The organism is Achromobacter sp. EB05 (assembly GCF_044232075.1).
Classification (GTDB): Bacteria; Pseudomonadota; Gammaproteobacteria; order Burkholderiales; family Burkholderiaceae_B; genus Achromobacter; species Achromobacter dolens.
On the sequence record NZ_CP155917.1, the window covers coordinates 3,998,914 to 4,016,020 of the forward strand.

Genomic DNA, 17,107 nt, shown 5'->3' on the forward strand with positions numbered 1-17,107 from the left:
CGCGCGATCAGGCAGGATCAGGTGGGGAAGGCTTCGCGCAACGCGAAGGTGGCTTGCTTGAACACGCCCAGGTCGGTGCCGACCGCGACGAAGTGCATGCCCATGTCCAGGTAGCGGCGCGCATCGGCCTGCACCGGCGCCAGGATGCCTACCGCCTTGCCCTGCGCGGTGACGCGCTGGTACAGGTGGCGAATCGCTTCCTGCACTTCCGGGTGGCCCGGATTGCCCAGGTGGCCCAGGGCCGCGGCCAGGTCCGACGGGCCGATGAAGACGCCGTCCACGCCCTCGACCGCGGCGATCGCGTCGACCGCCTCGATGCCCGGCCGGCTCTCGATCTGCAGCAGCACGCAGATGTTGTCGTTGATGGTCTTCAAGTAATCCGGCACGGTGCCGTAGCGGTTGCTGCGCTGCATGCCGGCCACGCCGCGGATGCCCTGCGGCGGATAGCGCGTGGCGGCCACGGCGCGGCGCGCGTCATCCTCGGATTCGATGAAGGGGATCAGCAGGTTGTAGAAGCCGATGTCCAGCAGGCGCTTGATCTCGACCGGATCGTTCCAGGTCGGCCGGCCGATGGCGGCGCTGGCACTGCCCTGCAGGGCCTGCAACTGCTGCAGGAACATCGGCACGGTGTTGGGCGAATGCTCGCCGTCCAGCAGCAGCCAGTCGAAGTCGGCCAGGCCCGCGACTTCCGCGGTGATGTGGCTGGACATGCACATCCAGAAGCCGATCAGGCGCTCGCGCGCCAGGATGCGTTGGCGAAAGCGGTTGGGCAAGGGTGAAGTCATCGCTGCGTGTTTCCCATCGTATTGAACCCCGGGCGCCGCCCGGCGCGCGGGGAGTGTTGATACAGAACGCTAGTCCATGCGGGCGCCGGAGGCCTTGGCCGCCGCGCCCCATTTGGTGATTTCGGATTGGACGAAGGCCGAGAACGCCTTGGGGTCGTCGCCCACCACCACGAAGCCTACGCTTTCCAGCTTCTGCCGGATATCCGGTGAAGCCAGGGCTTTGACGGTGGCCTGGTTCAGCCGCTGAATGACGGCCGGCGGCGTCTTGGCCGGCGCCGACAGGCCGAACCATGATTCGGCGGCGAAGCCCGGGTAGCCGGACTCCGCGACCGTGGGCGTATCCGGATAGGCGGGATTGCGCTTGGCGCTGGCCACCGCCAGCGCGCGCAGCTTGCCGGACTTGACCTGCGGCAGCAGCGTGTCCTGGTTCAGGAACATCACCGACACGCGGCCGCCGATCATGTCGGTGATGGCGGCGGCGCCGCCCTTGTAGGGCACGTGCACCAGGTCGATCTTGGCGGCCTGCTTGAGCATCTCCATGGCCAGGTGGCCCGACGATCCATTGCCCGAGCTGGCGTGGGTGTACTTGCCCGGGTTGGCGCGCACCAGCTTGATGAAGTCGGCGAAGTTGGTGGCCGGGAAATCCATGTTGGCCACCAGCACGTTGGGCCCGGTGGCCAGCAGCGAGATGTGGGCGAAGTCGCTGTCGCGGTACGGCATGCTCTGGTAGAGCGAATAGCTGATGGCGTTCGAGCCCACCCCCGACAGCAGCAGCGTGTAGCCGTCGGGCTCGGCCTTGGCGACCACATCGGAACCGATGTTGCCGTTGGCGCCGCCCTTGTTCTCGACCACGACGCTCTGTCCCAGTTCCTTGGACAGCTCGGCGGCCAGCAGGCGTCCGACCGCGTCGGTGCTGCCGCCCGCGGGGAACGGCACGATCAGCTTGACCGGCCGTGTCGGCCAGTCCTGCGCCAGCAGCAGCCCCGGTGCGATCGCCGCGGCCGCGCCCAATGCCAGCGCGGCCAGTCCCAGCCGGCGGCGCGCCGGCGGTGTCTTGTGTTGCATGGTTGTCTCCTTGTCGTGTTTTTCTAATGCTTGCCGCCCGGTGACCGGGTCGGTGAATCAACGCGCGGGCAGGCCCGCGCGGCGGGGAAAACCTCATGCGACCGGGCGGAGGGCTCAGTCCAGCAGATACGGCACCGCGGCCCGCTGGCAGATCTCGCGCAGGCGCTTGGCGAGGGCGGGCGGGATCGGGATGCCCTGCTCGCGGCGGCGCGCGCGCTCGGCGGCCTCGGGTTCGCCGGCCACCAGCACCGGTTCGTCGGGCCGCGCCGGCGGGGTGTCGTGCAGCGTGTCGATCAGGTCGTCCATGTCCGACTCGAACGAGCCGCTGGCGCGGAAGGCGTCGGGATTGAGCGCCAGGAAGAAGTGGCCGACGTCGTCGGGTTCGCCGGGACGGCGCGTGACGTTGCGGCGCGCCGCCAGCGCGCTGCCGCTGAGCGTGCCGCCCAGGATCTGCGCCATCATCGCCAGGCCATAGCCCTTGTGGCTGCTCATGGCCGGCGTGCCGCCCAGCGGCGTCAGCCCGCCCTCGGGATGCTTGAAGATGAACTGCATGGCGCTGTCGGCCGCGGTGACCGGCTCGCCCTGCCCGTCCACCGCCCAGCCCGGCGGCAGCGGCTTGCCAAGGAAGTCATAGACCTTGACCTTGTTGGCCGCAACGGTGGTGGTGGCCATGTCGAGCACGAACGGCTCGTTATGCGCGGCCGGCGCGCCGAAGGCGATGGGGTTGGTGCCCAGCATGGGCATGGCGCCGCGCGTGGGCACCATGATGACGCCGTTGGCGCTGCTGGTGACCAGCCCGACCACGCCGCGCTCGACCGCGATGCGCGCATAGACGCCAGCCGCGCCGAAGTGATGCGAATTGCACACTGACACCGCGCCCACGCCATGCTCCAGCGCCTTGTCGACGGCCAGGTTCATGGCCTGCGCCGATACCGGATAGCCCAGTCCGCCCATGCCGTCCAGCAGCGCGCTGGCGCCGCCGTCGCGCACCACGCGCGGGCGCGCGTCGAGCTTGAGCGTGCCCGCGCGCAGCTTTTCCTCGTATGACGGCAGCATCGAGATGCCGTGCGAATCGATGCCCAGCAGATCCGTCTCGGCCATCAGGCCGGCGGTGATGGCGGCCAGGTCGGGCGCCATGCCCCAGGCCTGCAACACGATCAGAATCTGTTCACGCACCTGCCCCGCCGATGCCGCTGTTCCTGCCGAACCATTGCCTTGCACGCGATGTCTCCTGCTGTTGTCAGTGTGAAGCTCCCGGACGGCGCGAGCGGCCGGTCAATCGCGTTCGCGGTCGACCAGCCGGTGGCGGGCCTGGCCCAGGTGGAATTGCATGGCGACCCGGGCGCGCTCGCCGTCCTGGGCGCGGATCGCGTCGAGGATGGTGGCGTGCTCGTCGAGGACGCGCTGGGCGCGCTGGCGCGACCCGGTGCGGGTCAGGTTGAGCGTCAGGCGCATGAAGCCATTGATGGACTCGTGGATGCTTTCCAGCACCCCGAGATAGAAGTCGTTGCCGGTGGCCTCGGTGATGCTGGCGTGGAACGCCAGGTCGGCCTCGGCCGACATCTGGCCGCGCGCCAGGCTGTCGGCGAAGGCGGCATGCGCGGCCTCGATCTTGTGCAACTGCTCGTCGGTGCGGCGCAGCGCCGCCAGCCTCGCGGCATCGCCCTCGAGCGCCACGCGCAACTCCTGTGCGCGCAGATAGGCGCCGACGTTGCCAACGTCGCTGAAGGCCGTCAGGCGCGGCGCCGGCTGGTGGCTGACGAAGGTGCCCAGGCCCTGGTGCGCGGTGATGAGGCCGTCGGCGCGCAGGCGCAGCAGCGCTTCGCGCACCACCGGCCGCGACACGCCGAAGCGTTCGGAAATCTCGTTCTCGGAAGGCAGCTTGTCGCCGACGTTGAGATTGCCGGCGACGATCTGCTCGAAGATCTGGCCGTAAAGTTGGTCGGCCAGCCGGACGCGATGGCCGCGTTCCAGCACCAGCGCGCCCATGGCGTCCGGCTCGGCGGACGCGGGCGGCGCGGAGGGAGGCGATGCTTTGGGTCGGGCCACGAAATCTCCTGGTGCGTATCGGCAGCGCTCATCGTACCGCCGTTGCCGCGCGCGCGGCCATCAGGCCGCGACGGCTTCGCGGTCCCACTCGGCCAGCGCGCGCGCCACTGGCGCGACCCGCTCGCGCTCGGCGCTGGAAATGCCGGTCAGCAGCGGCAGCATCGGGCCCATGTCGGCCACGCCCGACAGGGTCACGGCGTCGTGCAGCACACGGATCGGGCTGATCGCGTCGCGGCAGTCCTCCAGGCCCAGGTATTGGGCGCGCACCGACTCGGCCTCGTCGTAGCGGCCTTCCTTGAGCAGGCGCAGCAGGCGCATCGAGCCGCGCGGCGCCACGCAGACCGAGCCGGAGGTGAAGCTCTTCAGGCCGAAGTCGCGATAGTGGACGATGGCCGGGCGCTCGCCGATGCCGCTGACCACGCGATTGGCGTCCACGCTTTGCAGCAGCGCCGACAGGTAGGCGTCGCGCGCCGGGTCCTCGCGCACCACCGCATACTTGAACGCCACGATGCGGCCTTCCTCGACCAGCCGCGCCGCAGTGGCCGGGGCCAGGTAGTCGGCCGACTTGATGTAGACAACCGCCGGCTTGCCCAGCGCATCGGTGAAGCGGCGCACGCCGTCGGCCAGGCCGGCGTCGGTGTAGGGAAACGACATCGGCAGCAGCATGGCCGTGGGGAAGGCGCGGCCGCGCAGGATCGCCGCCTGGTCCATCATCTTGCCGAAATCGGGGCCGACCGACGGCAGGATCCAGGTGTCCGGCCCGGCCAGCGCGGCCAGCATATCGACGATGCGCGCGTATTCGCCCACGCCGACGTTGTAGAAGTTGGCATTGCCGCCGTACATCACGTTGCGCACCCCGCCCGCCTCCAGATGTCGCAGCAGGGCCTGGTTGGCGGCTTCGTTCAGCGACAGGTCGGCATGGCGCGCCAGCGGCGGGACCGCGATGACGGAACGCTGCAGGTCCTGCACGGTGACCGGGGAGGTTTTCATGGCGGGTCTCCTCGCGGATTCCGAGGGGGAATCCAGTTGTTAGATGAGTAGCTTGGAAAAAGTATACTTGGTTGACAAGTAGACCCTCAATACCTATATTCGTTTTACAAGTCATCGGCATTCACGACGGCAAGGCGCGACAGACGCCGGCAGCATTCAGACCCAGGCCCCGGCCTGGCAGGAACACCCCACAAACGATGCGCGGCCACGCGCACACGAGGAGACGACTTCCATGCTTGCAGCCCCCTTGCGCGGCCGCCTGGCCCTTGCCGCCTGTCTGGCGGCGGCAGCCCTGTTACCCGCCGCCGCGCGCGCCGCCGACTATCCGGCGCGCGACGTCAGGATCATCGTGCCCTTCCCCGCCGGCGGCACCGCCGACATCGCCGCGCGCGTGGTCGCGGCCGAACTGGGCAAGGCCTGGGGCAAGGCGGTGGTGGTGGACAACAAGGCGGGCGCGGGCGGCAACGTCGGCACCGCCGAAGCCGCCCGCGCCACGCCCGATGGCTACACGCTGCTGATGGGCACCGTCAGCACTCATGCGATCAACCAGTCCGTTTACGCCAAGCTGCCCTACGACCCGGTCAAGGACTTCACGCCGGTCACGCTGGTGATCCCGGTGCCCAACGTGCTGGAACTGAATCCGGCCTTTGCCGACAAGCACGGCATCCGCAGCGTGGCGGACCTGATCAAATACCTGAAGGCCAATCCCGGCAGCGTCAATATGGCCTCGACCGGCAACGGCACCTCGACCCACCTGTCGGGGGAACTATTCCAGACCATGACAGGCACCCGCATGACGCACGTGCCCTACAAGGGCAGCAGCCCGGCCCTGACGGATGTGATGGCGGGGTCGGCCGACCTGATCTTCGACAACCTGCCATCGTCGATGGGCTTCATCAAGGGCGGCAAGCTGCGGCCGCTGGCGGTCACCACCGCCACGCGCTCGCCGGCGCTGCCCGACGTGCCGACGCTGGCCGAGGCCGGCGTGCAAGGCTACGAGGCGTCCAGTTGGTTCGGCCTGCTGGCCCCGGCGGGCACGCCACAACAGATCGTCGACAAGGTCCAGCGCGATGTCGCCGCGGCGCTGCAGCAGGCGGCGGTGCGCGAACAATTGCAGGCCCAGGGCGCGACGCCCTCGGGCAACACGCCGGCGCAATTCACCCAGTTCATGGCGCGGGAAACCGTCAAATGGGCCGCGGTCGTGAAGCAATCGGGCGCCAAGGTCGACTGACCCGCGCCGATCCGGGCCCGGCCGCCACGCGTGGGCGCCGGGTTCTTCATCATCACGCGAACCAGGAGACATCATGAACAGATCGATCGGCGCGGTCGCGCTGTCCGCCGCCCTGCTTGCCGGGCCGGCGGTCCACGCCGCCGGCTATCCCACCAAGCCCGTCACGATGATCGTGCCGTTCGTGCCGGGCGGCTCGTCCGACATCACGGCGCGCAGCGTCACGCCGGGGCTGACGAAAGCGCTGGGCCAGACCTTCGTGGTCGAGAACAAGCCGGGCGCCAACAGCGCCATCGGCGCGCAGGCGCTGGCCCGCGCCACGCCCGACGGCTACACCATGATGGTCGGCTCGATCGGCACCTTCGCCATCAACGAGGCGCTGTACAAGAACCTCTCGTACAACCCGAGCAAGGACTTCGAGTACCTCACGCAGGCGGTGCGCAACCCCAACGTGCTGGTGGCCTCGCCGTCGTTCCCGGCCAGCACGGTGGCCGAGCTGGTGGACTATGCGAACAAGAATCCGGGCAAGGTTTCATACGCTTCGTCCGGCACGGGCTCGTCCGACCACCTGTCGGCGGTGATGTTCCGCCAGCGCACCCAGACCTCGGGCGTGGACGTGCCGTATCGCGGCGGCGGCGCCGCCATCGCCGACCTGATCGGCGGCCAGGTCAACGTGTCGTTCCAGAACCTGGGCGCGGTGCAGACGCACATCAAGGCCGGCAAGCTCAAGGCGCTGGCCATCACCGGCGACGCGCGCGCGGCGGACCTGCCGGACGTGCCGACGCTGGCCGAGGCCGGCATCAAGGACATGGTGGTGTATTCGTGGCAGGGCTTCGCGGTGCCCAAGGGCACCCCGCCGGCCGTGGTGCAGCAGTTGACCAAGGCTCTGCAGACCGCCCTGCGCGATCCGCAGACCGAGAAGACGCTGCAGGGCCTGGGCTTCGAGGTGGTGGCGAACACGCCGCAGCAGTTCAGCGCGTTCCAGCAGGCCGAGGTCAAGCGCTGGAAGGACGTGATCCAGAAGGCCGATATCCAGCTGGAGTAAGGCTGCTTGAAATGGGCTGCTTGGGGCAGGCAGCCTTGGGCAGCCTGATTCGAGCCCGCCGCTCAAGGGCGCGGCCCGGGAGGGTTCCCGCGGCCCGCGCCCTGTCAGCCGGATTCAAGGCCGGATCAAGTAGCATGAAGGTTTCGCCACCCACCTGTACGACAACATGACCACCAAGCATCGCATCATCCAGGTCGGCTCGCTGGCCGGCTCGCCCTCCGCCAACCAGCGCCTCGCCGAGCGCTACGACGTCATCGAGCTCTGGAAGCAGCCGGACCGCAAGGCCGCGCTGGCCGAACTCGGCAAGGGCGTCACGGCCGTCGTCACCTCGGCCAACTTCGGCGCCAACGCCGAACTCATCAACGCCCTGCCCGACCTGAAGGCCATCTGCAGTTGGGGCGTGGGCTACGAGACCATCGACGTGCAGGCGGCGCATGCGCGCGGCGTGCAGGTCAGCAACACGCCCGACGTGCTGACCGACTGTGTGGCGGACCTGGCCTGGGGCCTGATGATCGCAGGCGCCCGCCGCATGGGCCAGGGCGAACGCTTCGTGCGCGCCGGCCAGTGGGGCCAGGTGCACGGCAGCATTCCGCTGGGCCAGCGCGTCAGCGGCAAGAAGCTAGGCATCGTGGGCCTGGGCCGCATCGGCGAGGCCATCGCCCGCCGCGGCATCGGCTTCGATATGCAGGTGCGTTATCACAACCGCAGGAAGCGCGACGACGTCGACTACGGCTACGAGGCCTCGCTGACCGACCTGGCGGCCTGGGCCGACTTCCTGGTCGTGGCCACCGTGGGCGGCCCGGCCACGCGCCACCTGGTCAATCGCGAGGTGCTGGAAGCGCTCGGCCCGCGCGGCATCATCGTCAACATCGCGCGCGGCCCGGTCATCGACGAGGCCGCGCTGGTGGCCGCGCTGGAGGCCGGCAAGCTCGGCTGCGCCGCGCTCGACGTGTTCGAGCACGAGCCCAAGGTGCCCGAGGCCCTGATCAAGAGCGACCAGGCGGTGCTGCTGCCGCACATCGGCAGCGCCACGCTGGAAACGCGCCAGGCCATGGAAGACCTGATGCTGGAGAACCTGGCGGCGTATTTCGATACCGGCCGCGTGATCACGCCAGTGGATTGACACGGGCCTGCCCCGTGGCGCCGCCCGCGCCACGGGGCAGGCCGCACGCCGCGGGCGGAACACATGAAAAAAGCCTCTCGGCGCCCATACCGAGAGGCTTTCGACTTCCGGGCCCGAAGCCCGTCCGCCGTGCAAAGGAACTGCGCGGATCTCGCGATCCGGTACTGCGCGGCCGACTTACTTGGCGGGAGCCGTGGCCCCCGATTGATCCACCTTGGCGGCGCCCGATTTCTCGGTGCCCTGCTTGGCGGACGTCTTGTCGGACTTGTGATGCTTGTGCTGCGCGTGGGTCTTGGTGTCGCCTGCCTTGGTCGTGGCGTCGGCGCCCGCCGCGAACGCCGAAGGCGCGGCAGCGAGACCGAGGCACAAGGCCGACGTGGACAGGAACGCAGCGATACGGGAGTGAGTCGTCATTACATGTACTCCTAATGGTGAAGACCCGAGGGCTGCCCCTCCGGCCTTGCCAACACGGGGCGGCAACATCGCCGCAAAACCCGTACTCCGTTGGAGCCCGCACCGCCACGAAGGTTCAGCGGGACGCGCGGAATTTTCGCGCCCTTTCCGACGTTAACGCTTGGTCATGGGATCGTGACAATCGAGCGGCCCCGCCGCGCCGCTCAGCTTTCAAATACCAGCAGCGCCACGGTGGCAAACAGCATCGCCGCGAAGCAGGCTCTCAGCTTGCGTTCAGGCAGACGGTAAGCCAGGCGCACGCCCACCGGCACGAACAACAGGCTGCCCGCCGCCAGGGGCAAGCCCACCCACCAGTCGGCCTTGCCCGCCCAGGAATACGTCACCAGCGCCACGGCCGAGCCGGGAATCACCATGCACAGGGCCAGCGCCTGCGCCGTGGTCTGCGACAGGCGAAAGACCGACGTGATGATGGGCACGGCGAGCACCGCACCGCCGACACCGAAGAAGCCGCCCAGCGTGCCGCACAGCACGCCCAGCGCGGTCGCGCGACGCGGCGTGAACGCCGGCGCTTCCCCGGCGGGCAGGCCGCCTTTCCTGGTGGCCGGCCGGGCAGCGGGCGGGACGCTTCCGGCGCGCCAGGTCTGCCATGCATAGAACAGCGCGATGAAGAACAGGAACACGGCGAAGCTCAGGCGCAGCACGCCCGGCTCGATGCCCAGCGCCAGCCGCGCGCCGACCCAGGTGAACACCACCGCCCCACCCGCGCCGGCCAGCGCCACGCGGCGGTCGATGCGGGTCTGCTGGTTGTACTTGCGCACCGCCATCATGATGGTGGGCAACACCATGATAAGCGCGGTGCCCTGCGCCAGTTGCTGCGGCATGTCCAGCAGCAGCACCAGCGCCGGAATCGCGATCAGGCCGCCGCCGATGCCCAGCACGCCGCCCATGAAGCCAATGAGGCATCCCGCGCCCAGGCACAGGGCGATCAGCAAAAGACTCACTCGGGGCTCCCGTCAGCGCAACTTGTCGAGCGCGGCGTCGAGCCGGTCCACCGCCCAGATCTCCAGCCCCTCGATGGGCTGGCGCGGGGCGTTGGCCTTGGGGATGAGCGCGATCGAGAAGCCCAGCTTGGCGGCTTCGCGCAGGCGTTCCTGGCCGCGCGGCGCGGGCCGGATCTCGCCCGCCAGCCCGACTTCGCCGAAGGCGATCAGGCCGCGCGGCAGGGGCCGGTCGCGCAGCGACGACATGATGGCCAGCAGCACCGGCAGGTCGGCCGCGGGCTCGGTGATGCGCACCCCGCCGACGGCGTTGACGAACACGTCCTGGTCGAAGGTCGACACGCCGGCATGGCGGTGCAGCACGGCCAGCAGCATCGCCAGGCGGTTGCCCTCCAGGCCGACCGTCAGGCGGCGCGGATTGGGCGCGTGGGAGCTGTCCACCAGCGCCTGGATCTCGACCAGCAGCGGGCGGGTGCCCTCCTGCGTGGCCATCACGCAGGAGCCGGCCACCTGCTGCTCGTGCTGCGACAGGAACAGCGCCGACGGGTTGGCCACGCCGCGCAGGCCGCGGTCGGTCATGGCGAACACGCCCAGCTCGTTGACCGCGCCGAAGCGGTTCTTGAAGGCGCGCACCAGCCGGAAAGACGAGTGCGTGTCGCCCTCGAAGTACAGCACCGTGTCGACGATGTGTTCGAGCACGCGTGGTCCCGCCAGCGCGCCGTCCTTGGTGACGTGGCCAATCATGACGATGGCGATGCCGGTCTGCTTGGCCAGGCGCGTCAATTGGGCGGCGCACTCGCGCACCTGCGACACCGAGCCGGGCGCCGCGGTCAGCTCGCCGCTGTAGAGCGTCTGGATCGAGTCGATCACGGCCACGCTGGGCTTCTGCTCGGACACTGCGGCCTGGATCGCCTCCAGGCGGATTTCCGCCAACAGGTTGACGTTGCCGGTCTGCAGGCCCAGCCGGCGCGCGCGCAGCGCCACCTGCTCGGCCGATTCCTCGCCGGTGACGTAGAGCACGTTGGTGCTTTCGGACAGCGAGGCCAGCGCCTGCAGCAGCAGGGTCGACTTGCCGATGCCGGGGTCGCCGCCGATCAGCACCACGGCGCCGGCCACCAGGCCGCCGCCCAGCACGCGGTCGAATTCCTCCAGCCCGGTGGGGGTGCGCGGGGTTTCACGCGCCTCGATCTCGGACAGGCTGCGCACCGGGCTGCTGGAGGCCAGCGGCGCATAGCGGTGCGAGGCCGCGGCGGCCGGCGCGGCCGACTCCACGGTTTCTTCGAGGGTGTTCCAGGCATTGCAGTGCGGACACTTGCCTTGCCATTTCGGAGTGGTGCCGCCGCATTCGGCGCACACATAGACGGTTCGGGTTTTGGCCATGGGCGCAAGTTTACCGGCACTGGACAGTGCCGGGGGGCCGCCGCCGCGTCGCCACGGCGCGCATCCACGGCAGGTTTTGCCCCGCCCTGGTGCAGCCAGCTTTCAATTGGCTTGCACAAACAGGGACGCGTCATAGTTACACCATGCAAACAGAAGAAATTCGCTGGCAGATTTCTGCAAATCGCGCATAATCACCGGGTGATGCGCAATGTTGAACCGTCGGTTATTTGGCGGCATACCCGGCGCCGCCGCCCGCCAGGACGGCACGACGGGAATCGCGGCGCATCGCAAGACGCTTGGGCCGCAAACGCGGCCACCTAAACCGGAACAAGACCCGCCCCTGGACGAGACCGCCGGACCACCGGCGCGGCACAGGCCAAGGTCAGACGCGGATACGCCTTGCCACCAGGCGTATGCGCGAGGAGTACGCGCATGAGCATTACCTATCGCCCCCCCTTCGACGAAGACGACGAACTGGATTTGCGCGCCCTGTATCGCAAGCCCAGGGCCGGCGGCAGCCCCGAACTGGATGCGGCGGTGCGCCGCGCCTGGCATCCCGGCCGCAGTTGGCACCCGGGCTGGGCCGCAGCCGCCTGCGCGGCGCTGGTCGCCGGCCTGTTCGCCTGGACCGACATGCGTGAAAACGCGGAAATGGCCGACATGACGCCGCAACTGGCCGTGTCGCACGAACCGGCCATCAACATCGAACGCGGCCCGGCGCCGCGGCCGGAGATCGCCGAAGCGCCCGCGCCGCAGCCGGCGTCCGCGCCGGTGCAGCGCGCCGCGGTGCAGACGCCCGCCGACACCCCCGCCGCCGTCCCCGCCCAGCAGGCCAGCGTCGACGCCACGCCGGCTGCCGCCACGGCCGCGGCCGAACAGCCGGCCGAGGCGGCCAGCAGCGAGCCGGTCGCCTTCAGCGAACAGGACATCGAGACTCGCGTGGCGCACATCCGCGCCTTGATGCAGGACGACCAGCAGGAAGAGGCCGTGACGGCGCTGCGCGAATTGCAGCAGGGCGCCCCCGACCTGACCCTGCCCGACGACCTGCAGGAACTGGCGCAGCAGAACCCCGCGTCCTGACCCCGTTTCCGCGTTCCGTTTTACCCGTCCAGGCCCGCCATCGTTGCGGGCCTGGACGTTGATACCCCCGAGATCCGGTCAGAAACTGATCGGCTTCTTGCTAACATGGCCAACATGAGTCCGAGCTTCCACCACCGCAACCTTCCCCACCTGCTGCTTTACGCGCGTGAAACCCTGATGGCGCATTTCCGCCCGATCCTGCACGCGGCCGGCGTCACCGAACAGCAATGGCGGGTGTTGCGCACGCTGAGCGAAGTCGGCGCGATGGAACCCAACCAGATCGCCCGCAGTTGCCAGATCCTCAGCCCCAGCCTGACCCGCATGCTGGCGGGCATGGAAGAACAGGGCCTCATCAAGCGGGTTCGCTCGAACGCGGATCAACGGCGCCAGGAGATTTCGCTGACGCCCAAGAGCAATAAACTGATCGACCGCATGCGGCCGCAGGTGGATGCCAAGTACCAGGAAATCGAGGGCCGGATCGGCAAGGAATTGCTCGACCGCCTGTACGCCGACGTCGACGCGATGGTCGACCTGATCAAGCGCGACCCGACCGAATGAATCAGTCCGGCACGGGCAGGATCGCGTTGATCTGGCCCGTGCCCGAACTGGTGAAGTAGTCCGTGACGATCTCGGCCGGCCGGTCGTAGGCATCCCAGCCCAGCAGCCCCAGCAACATGGCGGTGTCGTGCATGCCGCCCTCGCCCACGCACAGCTCGGCGTATTCCGGCAGCATGGCGCAGAACGTCTTCCAGTCGCCCTGGCGCCACAGGTCCACCACCCGCAGGTCGACCTGGCGGTAAAACTCGCGGCTGATGTTATGCATGGCGGCCTCGGGGCTGCCGTTGTCGTTGAAGCGGTGCGACAGCGAACCGCTGGCCAGCACCGCGACGCGGCTGTCGCTCTGCGCGATGGCCTGGCGCAGGGCCGCGCCGAAACGACGGCTGTCGTCCAGCGAATGCCAGGCGCACCAGGCCGCCACCGACACCACCTTGAAGCGGTCGTCGCCATTCATGTAGCGCATCGGCACCAGCGTGCCGTATTCCAGTTCCAGGCTGGCGATCTCGTGCGCGCGGGTGGGCACGCCGGCGGCGCCGGCGCATTCGGCGATGCGCCGGCCCAGCGCCGGGTCGCCGCGATAGGCGTAATCCATGTCCTGGATGAAGTGCGGCAGCTCGTTGCTGGTGTAGCGGCCGGCGAAGCGTTCATTGCAGTTGATGTGGTAGCCGGCGTTCACCAGCCAATGCACGTCCAGCACCACCAGCGTATCCACGTCCAGGTCGCGGCAGCGCTGGCCGATGATCCGATGGCCCTGGATCGCGGCTTCGCGGCAGCCGTGATGGCGGCCGGGCATTTCAGATAAGTACATCGACGGCACGTGCGTTACCTTGGCCGCCAGCGCGAGCTTGCCCATGATGCGTGTCTCCTGTTGTTTTCGGTATCCGGGCGCCTGTCAGATGCCCCACTTCGGAATGGGGTGGTCGCCCATCGAGACGCAGACGTTCTTGATCTCGGCGAACACTTCGTAGCTGTATTCCCCGCCCTCGCGGCCGGTGCCGGATTCCTTGGTGCCGCCGAACGGCTGGCGCAGGTCGCGCACGTTCTGGCTGTTGATGAACACCATGCCGGCCTCGATGCCGCGCGCCAGCCGGTGGGCGCGGCCGATATCGCGGGTCCAGATGTAGGAGGCCAGGCCATACTTGACGTCGTTGGCCAGCGCCAGGCCGTGGGCCTCGTCCTTGAACGGAATCAGGCAGGCGACGGGCCCGAAGATCTCTTCCTGGGCGCAGCGCATGCGGTTGTCGACGTCGGCCAGCACCGTGGGCCGCACGAAATTGCCGCCGGCCAGGTGCGCCGGCAGGCCCTGCGGCGCGTCGGCGCCGCCCGCCAGGATGCGCGCACCCTCTTCCTTGGCCAGGCGGATGTAGCCGGTGACCTTTTCCCAGTGCTGGCGGGTGATCATCGCGCCCACATTGGTCTTGTCATCCGTCGGGTCGCCCACCACCAGGCGATTGGCGCGCTCGGCGAAGCGACGCACGAAGTCATCGTAAATCGATTCCTGCACGAAGATACGCGAACCCGCGGTGCAGCGCTCGCCATTGAGCGAGAAGATGGTGAACAGCGCCGCGTCCAGCGCCCTCTCGACGTCGGCGTCGTCGAACACCAGCACTGGCGACTTGCCGCCCAGCTCCATCGAGAACTTCTTGATGCCGCCCGCGTTCGCCATGATCTTCTTGCCGGTGACGGTGCCGCCGGTGAACGAGATCGCGCGCACCCCGGGATGGCGCACCAGCGCGTCGCCGGCACTGGCGCCATACCCCTGCACCACGTTGAGCACGCCGGGCGGGATGCCGGCTTCCAGCGCCAGCAGGCCGAGCTGATCGGCGGTCAGCGGCGACAGCTCCGACATCTTCAGCACGGCGGTATTGCCCAGCGCCAGGCAGGGCGCGGTCTTCCAGGTCGCGGTCATGAAGGGCACGTTCCACGGCGACACCAGCGCGCACACCCCGACCGGCTGGTACAGCGTGTAGTTCAGCATCTGGTCGTCCACGGGATAAGTGTGGCCGTTCATGCGGGTGCAGACTTCGGCGAAGAAGGTGAAGTTCTCGGAGGCGCGCGGGATCAGTTGTTTGCGCGTCTGCGAGATGGGCAGGCCGGTATCGCGGGTTTCCAGCTCGGCCAACTGCGGCACGTTGCGGTCGATCAGTTCGCCCAGGCGGCGCATCAGCCGCGCGCGTTCCTTGGCGGGCGTGCCGGCCCACTTGGGAAAGGCCTCGGCCGCGGCGGCCACGGCGGCGTCGATCTCGGCCTGGCCGCCGGCGGCCACGTCGTCGATGGCCTCGCCCGTGGCCGGGTTGAAGGTGGTGAAGCGGTCGGCGCTGTCGACCTGCCTGCCATTGATCCAGTGCTTGATGCTCACGTGCGTCTCCTCGCCTTGGGCGGACGGCCGGCGCCAATGCGGCGGGCGGCTCGACATTTTAGTTAACTCGTTAACTTTATGCGTCGGCGATGGCGCTGTCAACGACGGAAAACCCCTGTCGCGCGGCTGCGCGGACGATTGCCGCCGACGCCCTTTTTTCGCTATGATAATTAACATGCTAACAATATGCCGGAGGGGGCTGGTCCCGCGCCTGTCATGCCACATATCTGGATCGAGTACTCCGCCAACCTGGACCTGGACACCCGCGCCCTGATGCGCGTGGTGCAGGACGCCGCCGTCGGCGACGGCAGCCTCTATCCGCTGGCCGGCGCCCGTACCCGCGCCGTGCGGATCGATGACTACCTGATCGCGGACGGCCATCCCGACAACGCCTTCGTGCACGTGCTCCTGCGCATCGGCCACGGCCGCAGCGCCGCGCAGCAGGCGGCATTGGGCGAACGCACGTTCCAGGCCCTGTGCGACGCGCTGGCGCCGGAAATGGCGCGCCGGCCGCTGGGCCTGTCGCTGCAGGTGGAAGAAGCCGACGCGGTGCTCAACTACAAGCACAGCAACTATCGCGAATACCTGGCGGCCCGCGCCGCCGCGCTGCCGCGCACGGTGGCGGGCGCCGCGCTCAATACGCGCCAGGCGCTGGCCGCGCTGGGCGAGGCGGTGAACGCGCCGCCCTACCAGGCCGCGCCGCGCGCGCCGGTGCTGTACATCAAGCCGGCCAATACCTATGCCGCCGACGGCGACGCGATCACGCTGCCCGCCGACGTGCCCCAGGTGCGCATCGGCGCCACCCTGGGCATCGTGTTCGGCCGGCGCGCCAGCCGCGTCAGCGAAGCCGAGGCGCTGTCCCACGTGGCCGGCTATCGCGTGGTGGCCGATCTGTCGGCGCCGCACGACAGCTATTTCCGTCCAGCGCTCAAGCAGCAATGCCGCGACGGCTTCTGCCCGATCGGCCGCGCGCTGGCGCCGGTGTCGTCCGTGGCGGATCCGGACGCGCTCGCCATCGAGGTCTGGATCGACGGCGCACTGGCGCAGCGCGCCAGCACCGCCGACCTGGTGCGGCCGGTGGCCCGCCTGATCGCCGACGTCACCGCGTTCATGAGCTTCGAACCGGGCGACATCCTGCTGGCCGGGGCCCGCGCCGACGCGCCGCTGGCGCATGCGGGCCAACGCTACGAGATCCGCATCGACCAGGTCGGCACGCTCGGCAACACGCTCATCGCCGGCGCCTGAGGCGTCCCCACGGAACCCGCCATGAAACACGCACGCATCGCCCACGAAGGCGCCATCCACGCCGCCACCGACGCCGGCCACGGCCAGATCCGCCTGGCCGACGGCCGCCTGCTGGCCGAGGACGCGGTGACCTGGCTGCCGCCGATCGAGCCGCGCACCACTTTCACGCTGGCCATCAACTATGCCGACCATGCCAAGGAACTGGCGTTCAAGGCGCCGCCCGAACCGCTCGGCTTCCTGAAGGCAGCCAATACCTTTGTCGGCCATCGCGCGCAGACGCTGCGGCCGGCGGACGTGGGCTTCATGCACTACGAATGCGAGCTGGCCGTGGTGATCGGCAAGACCGCGCGCAACGTCACGCGCGAGCAGGCCTATGACTACGTGGCCGGCTACACCGTGGCCAACGACTACGCGCTGCGCGACTACCTGGAGAACTGGTATCGCCCCAACCTGCGCGTCAAGAGCCGCGACACCTGCACCCCGCTGGGGCCATGGCTGGTGGACCGCGACGACGTGGCCGACCCGATGAACCTGGACCTGCGCACCACCGTCAACGGCGTCGAGACCCAGCGCGGCAACACCCGCGACATGGTGTTCGACATCCCCGCCCTGATCGCGTACTTCAGCGGCTTCATGACGCTGTCGCCCGGCGACCTGATCCTGACCGGCACCCCGGACGGCATCGTCAACGTTCAGCCGGGCGACGAGGTCGTGACCGAGATCGACGGCATCGGCCGGCTCGTCAACACGCTGGTGCCCTGCCCCGCCTGATTCCCCCTACCTGGATA

Annotated in this window: 17 protein-coding genes and 1 pseudogene; 8 read left to right on the top strand and 10 right to left on the bottom strand. The window is 68.9% G+C overall.

Annotated features, from left to right (window positions below; all coding sequences use genetic code 11):
• Window positions 1-17: 17 nt before the first annotated feature.
• From garL to AAID08_RS18115, 5 genes are all read right to left on the bottom strand, one after another.
• Window positions 18-785: a 2-dehydro-3-deoxyglucarate aldolase gene (garL, locus tag AAID08_RS18095; protein WP_054415874.1), complete on the bottom strand. Its 768-nt coding sequence runs from the start codon at window positions 783-785 to the stop codon at window positions 18-20.
• A 69-nt stretch (window positions 786-854) separates the two neighbouring features.
• On the bottom strand, window positions 855-1,850 hold the full coding sequence (locus AAID08_RS18100) for a Bug family tripartite tricarboxylate transporter substrate binding protein (RefSeq protein WP_395756726.1): 996 nt from the start codon (window positions 1,848-1,850) through the stop codon (window positions 855-857).
• Between the two features lie 114 nt (window positions 1,851-1,964).
• Window positions 1,965-3,071, bottom strand: coding sequence for an Ldh family oxidoreductase (locus AAID08_RS18105; RefSeq protein ID WP_054502061.1), 1,107 nt, complete (start codon window positions 3,069-3,071; stop codon window positions 1,965-1,967).
• Window positions 3,072-3,125: 54 nt separating this feature from the next.
• The gene (locus AAID08_RS18110; protein ID WP_049073084.1) at window positions 3,126-3,839 is read right to left on the bottom strand and encodes a FadR/GntR family transcriptional regulator; all 714 of its coding nucleotides are present in this window, start codon (window positions 3,837-3,839) and stop codon (window positions 3,126-3,128) included.
• 120 nt (window positions 3,840-3,959) lie between these two features.
• Window positions 3,960-4,889, bottom strand: a complete 930-nt coding sequence (locus AAID08_RS18115) for a dihydrodipicolinate synthase family protein (protein ID WP_054502060.1) — start codon at window positions 4,887-4,889, stop codon at window positions 3,960-3,962.
• Between the two features lie 232 nt (window positions 4,890-5,121).
• Here AAID08_RS18115 and AAID08_RS18120 point away from each other — a divergent pair, with 232 nt between their 5' ends.
• From AAID08_RS18120 to AAID08_RS18130, 3 genes are all read left to right on the top strand, one after another.
• Window positions 5,122-6,120: a tripartite tricarboxylate transporter substrate binding protein gene (locus AAID08_RS18120; protein ID WP_054502059.1), complete on the top strand. Its 999-nt coding sequence runs from the start codon at window positions 5,122-5,124 to the stop codon at window positions 6,118-6,120.
• A gap of 73 nt (window positions 6,121-6,193) precedes the next feature.
• A complete protein-coding gene (locus AAID08_RS18125; protein WP_144654860.1) occupies window positions 6,194-7,162 on the top strand; it encodes a tripartite tricarboxylate transporter substrate binding protein in 969 nt (322 codons plus the stop codon).
• Window positions 7,163-7,328: 166 nt separating this feature from the next.
• A complete protein-coding gene (locus AAID08_RS18130; protein WP_026384457.1) occupies window positions 7,329-8,285 on the top strand; it encodes a 2-hydroxyacid dehydrogenase in 957 nt (318 codons plus the stop codon).
• Window positions 8,286-8,462: 177 nt separating this feature from the next.
• On the opposite strand, the gene AAID08_RS18135 is transcribed toward AAID08_RS18130, so the two are convergent.
• From AAID08_RS18135 to radA, 3 genes are all read right to left on the bottom strand, one after another.
• Window positions 8,463-8,699, bottom strand: coding sequence for a hypothetical protein (locus AAID08_RS18135; protein ID WP_054502058.1), 237 nt, complete (start codon window positions 8,697-8,699; stop codon window positions 8,463-8,465).
• A gap of 203 nt (window positions 8,700-8,902) precedes the next feature.
• On the bottom strand, window positions 8,903-9,700 hold the full coding sequence (locus tag AAID08_RS18140; protein ID WP_054502057.1) for a sulfite exporter TauE/SafE family protein: 798 nt from the start codon (window positions 9,698-9,700) through the stop codon (window positions 8,903-8,905).
• A gap of 12 nt (window positions 9,701-9,712) precedes the next feature.
• Window positions 9,713-11,077 (bottom strand): DNA repair protein RadA, encoded by a 1,365-nt coding sequence (gene radA, locus AAID08_RS18145; protein WP_006396055.1) that lies wholly within the window; start codon window positions 11,075-11,077, stop codon window positions 9,713-9,715.
• Between the two features lie 432 nt (window positions 11,078-11,509).
• On the opposite strand from radA, the gene AAID08_RS18150 reads away from it, so the two are divergent.
• On the top strand, window positions 11,510-12,157 hold the full coding sequence (locus AAID08_RS18150) for a hypothetical protein (protein WP_175142874.1): 648 nt from the start codon (window positions 11,510-11,512) through the stop codon (window positions 12,155-12,157).
• Window positions 12,158-12,271: 114 nt separating this feature from the next.
• Window positions 12,272-12,715, top strand: a complete 444-nt coding sequence (gene hpaR / locus AAID08_RS18155; protein WP_175142916.1) for a homoprotocatechuate degradation operon regulator HpaR — start codon at window positions 12,272-12,274, stop codon at window positions 12,713-12,715.
• A gap of 1 nt (window position 12,716) precedes the next feature.
• On the opposite strand, the gene hpaD is transcribed toward hpaR, so the two are convergent.
• Both hpaD and hpaE read right to left on the bottom strand, forming a co-directional pair.
• The gene (gene hpaD, locus AAID08_RS18160; protein WP_054502055.1) at window positions 12,717-13,568 is read right to left on the bottom strand and encodes a 3,4-dihydroxyphenylacetate 2,3-dioxygenase; all 852 of its coding nucleotides are present in this window, start codon (window positions 13,566-13,568) and stop codon (window positions 12,717-12,719) included.
• Window positions 13,569-13,607: 39 nt separating this feature from the next.
• Window positions 13,608-15,074 (bottom strand): 5-carboxymethyl-2-hydroxymuconate semialdehyde dehydrogenase, encoded by a 1,467-nt coding sequence (gene hpaE / locus AAID08_RS18165; protein WP_395756727.1) that lies wholly within the window; start codon window positions 15,072-15,074, stop codon window positions 13,608-13,610.
• Window positions 15,075-15,347: 273 nt separating this feature from the next.
• On the opposite strand from hpaE, the pseudogene AAID08_RS18170 reads away from it, so the two are divergent.
• The 3 genes and pseudogenes from AAID08_RS18170 to AAID08_RS18180 all read left to right on the top strand — a co-directional run.
• A pseudogene (locus AAID08_RS18170) lies at window positions 15,348-15,596 on the top strand (4-hydroxyphenylacetate isomerase); the annotation flags it as partial.
• 63 nt (window positions 15,597-15,659) lie between these two features.
• Complete coding sequence (locus AAID08_RS18175; protein ID WP_231132929.1) at window positions 15,660-16,319, top strand: fumarylacetoacetate hydrolase family protein; 660 nt, start codon at window positions 15,660-15,662, stop codon at window positions 16,317-16,319.
• Window positions 16,320-16,340: 21 nt separating this feature from the next.
• Window positions 16,341-17,090: a fumarylacetoacetate hydrolase family protein gene (locus AAID08_RS18180; protein WP_049073071.1), complete on the top strand. Its 750-nt coding sequence runs from the start codon at window positions 16,341-16,343 to the stop codon at window positions 17,088-17,090.
• Window positions 17,091-17,107: the final 17 nt, after the last annotated feature.

Coding starts and splice junctions, on each gene's coding strand:
- garL (WP_054415874.1), bottom strand. CDS start 785: ATGACTTCACCCTTGCCCAACCGCTTTCGCCAACGCATCCTGGCGCGC.
- AAID08_RS18100 (WP_395756726.1), bottom strand. CDS start 1,850: ATGCAACACAAGACACCGCCGGCGCGCCGCCGGCTGGGACTGGCCGCG.
- AAID08_RS18110 (WP_049073084.1), bottom strand. CDS start 3,839: ATGGGCGCGCTGGTGCTGGAACGCGGCCATCGCGTCCGGCTGGCCGAC.
- AAID08_RS18115 (WP_054502060.1), bottom strand. CDS start 4,889: ATGAAAACCTCCCCGGTCACCGTGCAGGACCTGCAGCGTTCCGTCATC.
- AAID08_RS18120 (WP_054502059.1), top strand. CDS start 5,122: ATGCTTGCAGCCCCCTTGCGCGGCCGCCTGGCCCTTGCCGCCTGTCTG.
- AAID08_RS18125 (WP_144654860.1), top strand. CDS start 6,194: ATGAACAGATCGATCGGCGCGGTCGCGCTGTCCGCCGCCCTGCTTGCC.
- AAID08_RS18130 (WP_026384457.1), top strand. CDS start 7,329: ATGACCACCAAGCATCGCATCATCCAGGTCGGCTCGCTGGCCGGCTCG.
- AAID08_RS18135 (WP_054502058.1), bottom strand. CDS start 8,699: ATGACGACTCACTCCCGTATCGCTGCGTTCCTGTCCACGTCGGCCTTG.
- radA (WP_006396055.1), bottom strand. CDS start 11,077: ATGGCCAAAACCCGAACCGTCTATGTGTGCGCCGAATGCGGCGGCACC.
- AAID08_RS18150 (WP_175142874.1), top strand. CDS start 11,510: ATGAGCATTACCTATCGCCCCCCCTTCGACGAAGACGACGAACTGGAT.
- hpaR (WP_175142916.1), top strand. CDS start 12,272: ATGAGTCCGAGCTTCCACCACCGCAACCTTCCCCACCTGCTGCTTTAC.
- hpaD (WP_054502055.1), bottom strand. CDS start 13,568: ATGGGCAAGCTCGCGCTGGCGGCCAAGGTAACGCACGTGCCGTCGATG.
- AAID08_RS18180 (WP_049073071.1), top strand. CDS start 16,341: ATGAAACACGCACGCATCGCCCACGAAGGCGCCATCCACGCCGCCACC.